General features: G+C 69.0%; 4 protein-coding genes. 3 read left to right on the top strand and 1 reads right to left on the bottom strand.

Features of this window, described 5'->3' with window-relative positions; all coding sequences use genetic code 11:
* The first annotated feature begins 117 nt into the window (after positions 1–117).
* The 3 genes from O3305_RS02660 (at position 118) to O3305_RS02650 (ending at position 12555) form a co-directional block, all read left to right on the top strand.
* Positions 118–942 carry a chromate resistance protein ChrB domain-containing protein gene (locus tag O3305_RS02660; protein WP_269575030.1) on the top strand — a complete coding sequence of 275 codons (825 nt, stop codon included), beginning with the start codon at positions 118–120 and terminating at the stop codon, positions 940–942.
* Positions 939–2339, top strand: coding sequence for a chromate efflux transporter (gene chrA / locus O3305_RS02655; protein WP_269575029.1), 1401 nt, complete (start codon positions 939–941; stop codon positions 2337–2339). The genes O3305_RS02660 and chrA overlap by 4 nt, the downstream gene beginning before the upstream one ends.
* 199 nt (positions 2340–2538) lie before the next feature.
* The gene (locus tag O3305_RS02650; RefSeq protein ID WP_269575028.1) at positions 2539–12555 is read left to right on the top strand and encodes an autotransporter-associated beta strand repeat-containing protein; all 10017 of its coding nucleotides are present in this window, start codon (positions 2539–2541) and stop codon (positions 12553–12555) included.
* Between the two features lie 52 nt (positions 12556–12607).
* Here the strand turns inward: O3305_RS02650 and O3305_RS02645 are convergent, their stop codons facing one another.
* Positions 12608–13390: a DUF7847 domain-containing protein gene (locus tag O3305_RS02645; RefSeq protein WP_269575027.1), complete on the bottom strand. Its 783-nt coding sequence runs from the start codon at positions 13388–13390 to the stop codon at positions 12608–12610.
* Positions 13391–13513 lie beyond the last annotated feature (123 nt).

Below are 13513 nucleotides of genomic sequence, written 5' to 3'. Positions count from 1 at the left end.
CGCGCCGCCGCTTGACAGCGCCAGCCCGCTGGGCTCTTTTCGAGCCATGGGGAACGCGATCTCCCCACGAGGCGTCAGCCGAAGCATCGCGTCCTGTTCCGCAATGAAGGACGCCCCATGCCCACGCCCAACAGCATAGCCGCTGACAAGCTGTCACGCCTGATCGGCACCGCCGCCGCCCCAATGCTCCTCGACCTGCGCGAGGATCGCGGCACCACGCTGATACCCGCCTCCCTTCCCGTCCCCGCCGGCGCGATCGGAGAATGGACCGCCCGCCTGACCGGCCGCGCCGCAATCATCATCGACGAGGACGGCACGCGCACCGCGCCCGGCCTGGCCGCCTGGCTGCGCAGCGACGGGATCGATGCCGAGATTCTGGAAGGCGGTTTCGCCGCCTGGCAGGCCGCCGCCCTGCCCCTGCTCGCGACCGAGCGGCTCCCGGGGCGCGACGCCCAAGGCCGGACACTCTGGGTCACCCGCGCGCGGCCCAAGGTCGACCGCATCGCCTGCCCCTGGCTGATCCGGCGCTTCGTCGACCCCGCCGCACGCTTCCTGTTCGTCGCCCCCGGCGACGTGATCGAGACCGCCCGGCGCTTCGACGCCGCCGCCTTCGACGTGGCGCATGACGAGGTGTTCTGGAGCCATCGCGGCGAGCGCTGCACCTTCGACCTGATGGTCGAGACCTTCGGCCTCACGGCCTTCCCCGCACTCGAACATCTGGCGACGATCGTGCGCGGCGCCGACACCGCCCGGCCCGACATCGTGCCCGAGGCAGCCGGCCTGCTCGCCCTCTCGCTCGGCCTCTCCCGCGTCCATGCCGACGACCTGGAGCAGCTCGAGGCCGGCATGCCGATCTACGACGCGCTCTACCGCTGGTGCCGCGACGCGCGATCGGAAACGCACGACTGGACCTCGCACAAGCCGCGCGCGGTGCAGGCATGAGCGCGGCGGCTCTCGACGGGGCCGCAGCCCCGGCCCGACCTGCTCCCGTCACGCTTGGCCAGGCCTTCTGGGTGTGGCTGCGGATCGCAGCGCTCTCCTTTGGCGGACCGGCCGGGCAGATCGCGGTGATGCACCGCATCCTGGTCGAGGAGAAACGCTGGATCGGCGAGCAGCGATTCCTGCACGCGCTCAACTATTGCATGCTGCTGCCCGGCCCCGAGGCGCAGCAGCTCGCCACCTATATCGGCTGGCTGCTCCACAAGACGAAGGGCGGCGTGATCGCCGGCACGCTTTTCGTGCTGCCGGGCATGGTCTCGATCATGGCGCTGAGCTGGATCTATGTCCTGTACGGCAAGCTCGGCTTCGTCGCGGCGCTGTTCTTCGGATTGAAGGCCGCAGTGCTGGCGGTGGTGCTCCAGGCGGTCGTCCGGATCGGCGGACGGGCGCTGCGCAGCGGCGCGTCACGGGCGCTGGCGGCCGCCGCCTTCGTCCTGATCTTCTTCCTGGGCGTGCCCTTCCCGCTCATCATCCTCGCCGCCGGCCTGATCGGCTGGTGGACCGGGCGCAGCGGTTCGAATGCGTTCAAGGGCGGCGGGCATGGCGGGCCGAAAGGAGGTGCCGTGGTCGCGGATGCCGATACCCTGCTGGGCGAGGAACTGCCGGCGCACGCCCATGCCTCGTGGCGCGAGACGTCGCGGACGGTGGTGACCTGCCTGCTGCTATGGCTGGTGCCGGTCGCCGCGCTGGTGCTGCTGCTCGGGCCGACCAACACCTTCTCCAGCATCGCGATCTTCTTCTCGAAGATGGCGGTGGCGACGTTCGGCGGCGCCTATGCGGTGCTCGCCTATGTCGCGCAGCAGGCAGTGGAGGAATATCACTGGCTCACCCCGGGCGAAATGCTCGACGGGCTCGGTATGGCCGAGACCACGCCGGGGCCGCTGATCATGGTGCTGCAGTTCGTCGGCTTCCTCGGCGCCTATCGCACACCGGGCGTGCTCTCTCCGCTGCTCGCCGGCACGCTGGGCGGGCTGCTCGCGACCTGGGTGACCTTCCTGCCCTGCTTCCTGTGGATCTTCCTGGGGGCGCCCTATATCGAGCGGCTGCGCGGCAACGCGGCCGTATCGGGCGCGCTTTCGGCGATCACGGCGGCGGTGGTGGGCGTGGTGCTCAACCTTGCCATCTGGTTCGCGATCCACACGCTGTTCCGCCAGACGCTGCCGGTCGAGCTTGGGCCGATCCGCTTCGCCGCACCCGTGGCCGCGAGCATCGATCTGTGGGCGCTGGTGCTGGCCGGTGCGGCGATCGTGGGGGTGTTCGTCCTGCGGGCCGGCGTCATCGTGACGCTGGCGGCGACATCGGCGGCGGGCATCGCGCTGCACCTGCTCGGGCTGCTCTGACTTCTGCCCGGAAAATCAAGGACGTCGCGAAAACCCGCACCGCAAACGTGACGCCAAGCCGTCCAAGATGTGCGCGTGGTTCCAATAACTTGAGCGCCGTGCCGGCCATGGGTGCGGCACGGCGCCCTCGACTCACCCCCATATGGCGTATTGACTCCTGTTCGCCGTGGGTAATGGCTCCCTGAAAGGGGGAATTTTCATGGCCAGCAGCATCGAGTCGTCCGGGATCCTGAGCATCGCGGGGCGGAAATCGCGCAAGGGCGTCCGTCCGGGACGCTATCGCAGCGCGACGGCGCTGGCCGGCGGCCTGGCCGCGACCATCCTCCTCGCGGTGCCCGCGATGGCGCAGGATACGCGCGGCGGCGGTGGCGGCCAGGGCAACAGCGCGCCTGGACCAATCGGTGGCACCAGCAGCAGCACCGGCGCGGGCGGTGCCGGCGCGGGCACCAGCGAAAGCTATGAGGGCGCCGCCGGCGGCGGTGCCGGCGTGACCGGCGGAAATGGCGGCAACGCTTCGGATGGCGGCCTGGGTGGCGCAGGCGGCGCCACCGCCGGCGCAGCGGGCGGCGACGGCGTGGGTGGCGGCATCGGCAGCCGCGCGAGCGGCGGCGGCGGCGGCGCGCATGGCGCCTATCTTTCCGGCGCACCAGGCTCGGCCGTGAGCGGCGGCAAGGGCGGCGCGGGCGGCACCTCGAGCGATGGCGACGGCGGCGGCGGCGGTGCGGGCGGCTATGGCGCGGTGGCGACCGGTACCGGCACGATATTCTTCAACTATGCGATCACCGGCGGCAATGGCGGCGATGGCGGCGGCGGCTATTTCTATGGCGGCAGCGGCGGTGATGGCGGCTATGGCCTGGTGTTCACCGGCACCGGCGCCACCGCCTCGATCAGCGGCGCGATCACTGGCGGCAATGGCGGCGTGCGCGGTGGCTTCTCGGCCGCCGGCTGCTGCGCGGTCGGCCAGAACGGTGCGGGCGGAATCGGCCTGGTCGGCAGCGATGTGGCCATTGTCCTTCATGCCACGATCAGTGGCGGCCTCAATGGCAACGGCGTTACGCGCGCGCTTGCGATGCGACTGGGCGGGGTCAACCAGATCGCGCTCGCCAGCGGCTGGGGCCTGGTCGGCGGCATCGAGATCGCCGGGACCAGCCTGGAATTCGTGCAGGGCAACAACCAGACGCTGTCGAACGACATTTCCGGTGTCGGCAAGCTGATCAAGAGCAGCATCGGCAACCTGACGCTGAGCGGCAACAACAGCTATGCCGGCGGCACCGAAATCCGCGGCGGCACGCTGACGATGGGCAATGGCGGCACCACCGGCGTGCTCGGCAGCGGGCTGGTCAGCATTTCCAGCGGCGCCGAGCTGGCCTTCAACCGCTCCGACAACATCACCGTCGCCCACCAGATCACCGGCGACGGCCAGTTGCGCAAGCTCGGCACGAACACGCTGACGCTCGGCAACAGCGGGAACATTTATACGGGCGGGACGATCGTCGACGCCGGCACGCTGGCGCTCAACAACGCCACGGCGGCCGGCACGGGCACGATCTGGCTCCGCGACGGCACCACGCTTCGCAATCTGGTGACGAGCGGCACGCCCTATTACGCCAATGCGATCCGGATCGACGCCGGCGAGAGCGCGACCATCAACGGCAACACAAGCGCCGGCGCCGCTTTCAACGGCGCGGTCACCGGCGGCGGCGACCTGACGATCTCCGGCCTGGTCGCGCTGCTCAACACCAACAGCTACGGCGCCACCACGATCGACAGCAACTCGCAGCTGCGGGTGGGGGTCACGACTTCGGGAACGCTGGGCAGCGGCAACGTCACCAATAACGGCCTGCTGGTATTCGGACGGTCTGACACGGTGACCGTCTCGAACGAAATCAGCGGTTCCGGAGACGTGCGGAAGACCAATGGCGGCACGGCGATCCTGACCGGCGACAACAGCTATCTGGGCACCACCACCATCACCAGTGGCACCCTCCAGGTCGGCGATGGCGGCACCACCGGCTCGCTTGGATCCGGCAATGTCTCCAATTCCGGCAACCTGGTCTTCAACCGGGCCGATGACATCACCGTCGCCAACGCTATCGGCGGCACCGGCACCCTGACCAAGCTGGGCGCCGGCATGCTGACCCTGAGCGGCAACAGCAACTATCTCGGCAACACCACGATCAGCGCGGGCACGCTGCTGCTTGGCAGCGCCAATGCCTTTGGCAACGGCAGCATCCTGCTCGACGGCGGCACGCTCGATGTCGGCGATATCGCCTTCAACCTCGCCCGCCTGGGCAGCGGCAACGGCACAATCGCCGCTTCCGGCACCGGCAGCCTGAATGTCGGTGCCGGCCAGACGGTAACGTTCGGCAGCACGGGCAATTCGATCGACTCCGATGTCATGCTGACGATCGACCCGAGCGGCACGCTGACGCTGCTCGGCAACAACGCACTGACCGGCGGCATCACCCTGGCCGGCCGGCTGGTGATCGGCGAAAGCGGCGCGGCCGGCGGCACCAGCAATACGATCTTCACCGCCGGATCGGTGATCAGCTATGCCGACGGCGTCGACAATGGCACGGCGATCGGGCTCGGCTCCGACACCACCCAGTTCGAAGTACTCGGCGCCGATGTCGCCACCCAGAGCGGCGCGATCTACGAGGACCTGCAGAGCCGCGGCTTCGAGAAGATCGGCGCGGGCACGCTGATCCTGACCGCAGCCAACAGCTATACCGGCACGACCCTGGTCTCCGCCGGCACGCTGGGCCTGGGCGACGACTTCGCGGCGGGCACCGGCTCGATCGAGCTGGCCAGCGGGACCACCCTGCTCAACGCCGGCAGCTGTGGCTGCGGGCTGGCCCTGGCCAATGCCATAAACGTCATCACCACGGCGACGATCGACAGCGGCGGCGGCCAGACCTATCTCGACGGCCCGCTGACCGGCGGCGGTATCCGCTTCGCCGACAGCAACGGCGGCGGCACCATCACCCTGACCGCGGACAACAGCTATGGCGACACCGTGGTGGGCACGCTGGCGACGCTGGTCGTCGGCGAAGGCGGCACCACCGGCACGCTCGGCACCGGCAGCATCACGGTCGAGGACCTGGCTATGCTGGCGTTCGACCGATCGGACACGGTCACGCTGGCGGCGGAGGTTTCGGGCGACGGCCTGATCGGCCAGTTCGGCAGCGGCACGCTGATCCTGACCGGCAACAACAGCAATGCCGGCGGCACGGTGATCCTCAATCCCGACGGCATCCTGCAGGTGGGCGATGGCGGCACCAGCGGCGCGCTGGGCGCCGGCACGGTCTTCAACATGGGCCAGCTGGTGTTCAACCGCTCCGACGACATCACCGTCGCGCAGGAGATCGCCGGCGACGGGCGGATCACCAAGCTGGGCGCGAACACGCTGACGCTGAGCGGCGACAATCTCAACGGCAGCTACGGGCCGTTCGCGGGCACCGTCTCGGTCCAGGGCGGCACGCTGGCGATCACCCAGTTCGCGCTGGGCGCCAGCGAGCTGCTCGAGATCGACAATGGCGCGCAGGTGAAGCTGCTCGAGGACAGCTATGCCGGCAGCATGGCGATCCTCTCGGGCGGCGGCACGATCGATACCGGCGCCTATACGCTCGAGGCGTTCGGCGGCGTCGATTTCCAGGGCGAGCTGACCAAGACCGGCTCGGGCACGCTGCTGCTCGTCGACTTCCCGGAGGAAGGCACCGGCAGCGGCGGGATCAACGTCATCGCCGGCACGCTCGGACTGGGCAGCGACTTCGCGGCGGGCACCGGCACGATCAAGCTGGCCGACGGCACGACGCTGCTGAGCTGCGGCTGCGGACTGCTGACGGTGGGCAATGCGATCCAGGTCGCGCTTGGCGGCACCGCGACGATCAGCGGCGACGGCGGCGACATCGACCTGACCGGCGCGATCAGCGGCGGCGATGTCAGCTTCAGCGCGGGCAGCAGCCCGGGCGCCGCGAGCACCTTCACGCTGACCAACGCGAACAGCTATGGCGCCACCCGGATCGGCGCCAATGTCGAGCTGGTGCTGGCGGGCGGCACGCTGGGCACCGGCGACCTCCTCTTCGACGCGGCGCCTTCGGATCCGGGCTCGCCGGCTAGGGTCCGCTTCGAGAACAGCAGCGACTATGGCTTCGGCGGCAGGATCGTCGGCAGCGGGATCGTCGACATCGATCCGGACGCGGCGGCGAAGGTGACGCTGACCGGCTCGAACAGCGCGGCGGAGAACTTCACCGGGACGCTGAACCTGCTCCAGGGCACGCTGGTGCTGAACGGCGCTATCGGCGACATGGTCGGCAACAGCGCCACGCTCAGCATCGCCGGCGGCACGCTGGGGGGCAGCGGCAGCTTCCATGGCAGCGTGGACATCGACAATGCCGCGCTCAACCCCGGCAACAGCCCGGGCACGCTGGCGATCGCCGGCAATCTGACGCTGGGCGCGGGCACGATCCTCAACTTCGAGCTCGGCGCGCCGGGCACGGTGGGCGGAGCGAGCAACGACCTCGTCACCGTCGGCGGCAATCTGCGGCTCGACGGCACGCTCAACGTCGCCGCCTGGGGCGCGGGCTATGGGCCGGGCTATTACCGGCTGTTCAACTATGGCGGCAGCCTGGACGACCAGGGGCTGGACATCGGCACGATCGCCGGCGGGCTCGCCCCGCAGATCCTGACCAATATCGGCGGTCAGGTGAACATCCGCCTGGGCGGGTCGCAGGCCATCCAGTACTGGGACGGCGCCGACATGGGCTCGACCACCGGCGTGGCGGGCGGCACGGGCAACTGGAAGGGCGCGAACACCAACTGGACCGGCCCGACCGGCTTCGCGATCAACGACGCCTGGCAGGGCCAGGTCGGCATGTTCGGCGGCGCCGCGGGCGGCACGGTCACCGTCTTCGGCAACGCGGATTTCGAGGAACTGCGCTTCGTCACCGACGGCTATGTGCTGCGCCCCTCCGACGCCAGCGCAAGGCTGGGCGTGACCGGCGGCTTCTCGATCATCGACGTCGCGAGCGGGATCACCGCCGATATCGGCGTGGTGATCCAGGGCAATGCGGGCCTCGACAAGACCGGCACCGGCACGCTGACCCTCTCGGCGGCCAACAGCTATGAAGGCGCGACCGATGTCGCGGCGGGCACGCTGCGGCTGGGCGCCAACAACGCGATCGCCCAGAAATCCGCGCTCAACGTCCAGTCGGGCGCGACGCTCGACCTGGCCGGCTTCGACACCAAGTCCGGATCGATCGCCGGCGCGGGCGCGATCCTGCTCGGCGGCGGCCAGCTCGAGACGGGCTACGACAACAGCTCGACCATCTTCAGCGGCACGATGACGGGCGCCGACGGCAGCGAATCCACCCTCATCAAGAATGGCATCGGCACGCTGACCGTAAGCGGCACCGTGGCGCTGGGCAACGGCGGAGGCGCCCTGAAGTCCTTCACCCAGATCAATGCCGGCACACTCCAGATCACCGGCACCGGCAATTTCGGCGTTGACCAGGTCCAGAACCTCGCGACGGTCGAGAACAGCGGCATGATCAATGCCCATGCTACCCTGCAGAACTTCGGCACGGTGACCAATGGCGCCGTCGGAACGATCAACGGTACCACCCAGAATTTCGGCACTGTCGACAATTACGGCACGATGGGTCCGCTGATCTCGCTGGGCGGCACGGCCACCAACTACGCCACCGGCACCATCAACGGCGCGGTGCAGAACTTCGCCAGCTTCACCAGCGCCGGCATCATCAACGGCGACCTCAGCAACTTCGGGACGATGCAGCTCGAAGGCCAGCTGAACGGAGCGCTGCTCAATCTGGGCACCGGCGCCAGCGCAACGCTGACCGCGGCGGTTACCGGCATCACCCGTTACGAGGGCGGGACCAGCGCCACCTTCGACCTCGCCGGCATCGATACCCAGGTCGGCGGCCTTGCCGGCAACGGCGAGATCGACCTCGGCAGCGGCCGCCTGACGGTGGACGGCGGCAACGGCAACTGGAGCTTCGAAGGCGCGATCAACGGCAGCGGCGGTCTGACCAAGACCGGCACCGGCACGCTGACGCTGGGCGGCGCAAGCAACTATGGCGGCACGACGTCGATCAGCGGCGGCACGCTCTCGCTGTCGGGCACGATCGGCAGCGGCGCGATTTCGAACAATGCCACGCTGGACCTCAGCGGGGCGACCGACCGCGTCTTCGCCAACAGCATCACCGGCACCGGCAAGCTGACCAAGAACGACAGCGGCATGGTGACGCTGACGGGCGCCAGCGCCTATGGCGGCGGTACCCAGGTTCTCGGCGGCACGATCGGCTTCAACAACGGCCAGTCGCTCGGCGGCGGCGGCGTCGAACTGTCCGACGGCACCGCGCTGCGCAACGTCCAGGCGGGCGCCGTGACGCTGGCGAATAGCATCGCCATCGTCTCCGGGACCGCGACGCTTGAGGGTGTGGGCGGATCGAGCACGGTACTGGGCGGGCCGATCACCGGCGGCAATGTCAGCTTCGGGGTATCGGGCGCGGGCAGCGCCAGCTTCACGCTGACCGGTACCAACAGCCATGCCGGCACCCAGATCGGCGCAGGCGCCACGGTGAACCTGGCCAGCGGGACGCTCGGCACCGGCAACCTCGTCCTAGCCGACAGCAGCGCGACGATCAACTTCACCAACGGCGCGAACTACAGCTATGCTGGCGTGATCTCGGGCAACGGGCATATCGGCGTTAACACCGCCGGCGGCGCCTCGGTAACTCTCTCCGGCTCGAACGCGGCGGGCAGCGACTTCACCGGCACGGTCTCCGTGGATGCCGGCAAACTGGTGCTCAACGGCGATTTCGGCGACGTGACGGGCAACACCGCCAGCCTGACGCTGAACGGCGGCACGCTGGGCGGCGGCGGCACCTTCCATGGCGACATGACCCTGGGGGCCGCCTCGCTGAATCCCGGTAACAGCCCGGGCACGCTCAGCATCGCCGGCAACCTGACCCTCGGCGCCGGCACCATCCTCAACTTCGAGCTGGGCGAAGCCGGCACCGTGGGCGGCGCCAATAACGACCTGGTCAATGTCGGCGGCAACCTGACGCTCGACGGCACGCTCAACGTCGCGGCGCTGACCGGGTTCGGCGAAGGCTATTACCGACTGTTCAACTATGGCGGCACGCTGACCGACAACGGCCTGCTCTTCGGCGCGCTGCCGGGCGGCTATAGCAGCACGCTGCTCACCAATATCGGCGGCCAGGTAAACATCCTGTTCGCCAGCAGCCCGCAGGCGATCCAATATTGGGATGGCAGCGACCTGACCGGCAGCTCCACCGCGAGCGGAGGCAATGGCGGCGCGGGCGTGTGGAGCAGCACCAACACCAACTGGACCGCGCCGACCGGCTATGGCGTCAACGACAGCTGGCACGGCCAGGTCGCGGTATTCGGCGGCACGGCCGGCGGCGCCGTCACTGTCCAGGGCAGCCAGATCTTCCAGGAACTGCGCTTCACCACCGGCGGCTATACGATCAGCGGCGCGACGGCAGCCGCAGGGCTGGCGACGACCGGTGGCTTCTCGGTGATCGACGTCGCAACCGGGATCGGCGCCACGATCAACGCCACCATCTCCGGTACGGGCGGCCTGACCAAGACAGGCACCGGCACACTCAGCCTGGGCGGCGCAAACAGCTATGCCGGCGTCACCACCGTCTCCGCCGGCACCCTTATGCTGACCGCGGGCGGTTCGCTGGCCGGGGCGGTCCAGAACAATGCGACGTTCAACAACGCCGGCACCGTTGCGGGGGCCGTCACCAATACGGGCACACTGACCAACACCGGCACGCTATCGGGCGCGGTCCAGAACAACACGACGTTCAGCAATAGCGGCACGGTCGCCGGGCTCGTCACCAACGCCGGCACCCTGACCAGCACCGGCACACTCGCCGGTGGGCTGCTCAACAACGGCACCGCGACGCTGACGGGCACGATCGGCACCGGCATCGTCAACAACGGCACGATCAGCCTGAGCGGCGCGACCTCGATCGCGGCGCTGCAGCAGGCCGCCGCGGGCAGCTTCAACCTGGCCGGCTTTGGCACATCGGTCGGCACGCTGACCGGTTCGGGCGCGATCACCCTGGGCAGCAGCACGCTCAGCATCGGCGCGGGCAACGGCAACTCGTCCTTCGCCGGCACGATCGCGGGCGCGGGCAGCCTGGCCAAGACCGGCACCGGCACGCTCGTCCTCACCGGCGCCGCGACGCAGACGGGCGGCACGACGATCTCGGGCGGCACGCTGCAGATCGGCAATGGCGGCACCACCGGCTCGCTTGCCGGCGCGATTACCAACAACGGCGTGCTCGCGATCAGCCGCAGCGACGCGGTGACGCTGGCCAATGTGATGTCGGGCACCGGCGGCTTCGTCCAGGCGGGCAGCGGCACCACCACCCTTACCGGGGCCAACAGCTATAGCGGCGGCACGCTCGTCTCGGCCGGCCGGCTGCGCGGCGATGTCGCCTCGCTCCAGGGCGCGATCCGGATCGACGGCGCGCTCGAGTTCGCCCAGACCGGTGCCGGCACCTATGCCGGCAGCCTGTCCGGCGCGGGGCTGTTCGAGAAGACCGGCACCGGCACGCTGACGCTTACCGGCAACAGCGCGACCTTTAGCGGCGCGAGCAATGTGCTGGCCGGCACGCTGGCGGTGAACGGACTGCTCACCCGCTCGCTCGTCACCGTCTCCAGCGGCGCCACGCTGGTTGGCACCGGCACGGTCGGCGGCATCACGGTGCAGAGCGGCGGCACGCTGGCGCCGGGCAACGGGGTCGGCACGCTCAACGTCGCGGGCAATGTGCTGTTCCAGGCCGGCTCGCTCTTCGCGGCCGAAGTCCAGGCGAGCGGTGCCGACAAGGTGCAGGCGACGGGCACCGCCCAGCTCGGCGGCACGCTGCAGGTGCTCAACCTGGGCGGCAGCTATGCGATCAACAGCACCTATGTGCTGCTCCATGCCGATGCCGGCGTCAGCGGCACCTTCGCGGTGACCAACCTCGCCAGCTTCGGCCTCGCCTATCGGCCGAGGATTATCTACACCGCCAATGAGGTGCAGCTGTTCCTCGCCGCGAACCAGCTTTCCGCAGTGCTCGGCACCGGCGTTCCGCTGACCTATAACCAGGCAAGCGCGATCAGCCGGCTCGATGCCGCGGTCGTCACGGGCGGCTATGATCCGACGGCGCTCAGCGCGCTGTACAGCCTCTCCCCCGCGGCGATCCCCGCCGTGCTCGACCAGCTTTCCGGCGAGATCTACGCCGATGCGACGCGCGCCGCGCTCGAGGACGAGCGGGTAGTGCGTGAGGCGGTGCTGGGACGGCTCGGCGAAGCCGCCGATACCGGGCTCACCGGCACCGGCAGCTGGGGCCAGGTGATCGGCAGCTGGGGTGGCGTCGACAGCGACGGCAATGCCGCCGGCTATGACGTCGATCGCACCGGCATGATGATGGGCATCGACAATGGCGCGGAGACCGACACCGGATCGTGGCGCGCCGGCGTGATGGGCCATTATACCCGCATCACCCTGCCCGCGAATGCGCGCGGCAGCCGGGCGACGATCGATCGCACCGGCGGCGGCGTCTATGCCGGTGTTGCGGTGAACAACTGGCGTATCCGCGCCGGCGCCTCGCTGTCGCTGCTCGACATGAAGGCGCGGCGCGCGATCGCGGTGCCCGGCCTGACCACCAGCGAGCGCGGCAAGGCCCGCGGCGTGATGCTGCAGAGCTTCGCCGAGATCAGCTACCGCATCGATGCGGGCGGGAATGCGTTCGTCGAGCCCTATCTGGCGGGCAGCGCGACGCGGGTGACCTTCGGCCAGTTCGCCGAGAGCAGCGGCCCGGTGGCGCTGCTGGTCCATGACCAGAAGAGCGTGCTTGGCATCGGTGAACTGGGTCTGCGCGGCGAGACGGCGCTGGCGGGCGGCGGCAAGGGCAGCGTCCGGCTGGGCGGCAATATCGGCCTGCGCACCGCCTTCGGGGACCGTGCGCCCGATCCGGCGATCGCGCTGGCGGCTACGCCCAACCTGGCGTTCAACATCCGCTCGGCGGAGATCGATCGCTTCTCGGCGGTGGCGAACCTGAACCTGATCGTCGATGTCAGCGACAAGCTCAGCCTGCGGCTCGGCTATAGCGGCGTGCAGGGAGCGGGCGTGCACGAGCATGGCGGCCGCGCCACGCTGAGCCTCAGCTTCTGAGGCTTGCCGGTTGGCGCCGGCGCGGGACGGTCCCGCGCCGGCGCCAACCGGGTCAGGCGAAGATCGCCTCGAGATCGGAAGGCGCGATGCCTTCCTTGAGCTGGCGCAGCTCGACATAGATGCTGGCCTGCACCGCCACCATCAACATGCTGTAGAGCGCATTCACCGCACCCCCGACCAGGGCGACCAGGAAGAGGTTGCCCGTCGCGGTCATCGCGGCGTTGAGGAAGCTCACCGGGATGCTGAGCACCCAGATCAGGACGAGGACGATCAGCATCGTCAGGAAGATCCGCCAGCGCGAACCGCTGGTCAGCGCGGCGCTGCGGCTGAATGCCTCGAAGACGCCGATCTTCTCCTGGACATAGGCCGGGGTGACGACGCTCCAGACCAGCCAGAGGATGATGCCGGGCACGATCAGCAGCGCGAAGCCGACGATCAGGCCGATGCCCATGAGAATGCCGATGCCGATCATCGGCAGGATCAGGCTGATACCGACCGCCAGGCACGGGCCGAACTGCGGGGTTTCCCCCGACAGGCTCATCACCGTAGCGCGGGTGAGCGAGGCCTGGAGAATCGCATTGGCCACGACGCCGACCAGCATGGCGACCAGGATCGGCGTCCAATAGGCGGACGTGAAGAAATAGGAGCCGTCGACCAGATTGGCGTTCAGGCCGATATTGGTCGCCTGCCAGAAGCCCAGCAGGAATTGCGGAATGCCGGCCAGCACGAGCGCGAGCCCGCAGAACAGCACGATATTCGATCCGATCGTCTCGAACGCGCGCGATATGACCGCGCCGATCTCGAAACGCGCTTCACCAAATTCAGAGTCAGCCATGTTCCCCTCTTTCATCGAAGTGCTTCGACGCCGGAGAAAAGCTGACCAAAAACGGTTCTAAAGTCCAGTGTCGGCGGGCTTTCCTGCGACACAGGCTTCCGGTAGCACTACGAGCGTGGGGGA

The organism is Sphingomonas sp. NIBR02145 (genome assembly GCF_027359115.1).
GTDB classification, from domain to species: domain Bacteria; phylum Pseudomonadota; class Alphaproteobacteria; order Sphingomonadales; family Sphingomonadaceae; genus Sphingomonas; species Sphingomonas kyeonggiensis_A.
The sequence above is the reverse complement of the archived record's forward strand: the minus strand, read 5'-3'. Positions and strand labels throughout refer to the sequence as shown.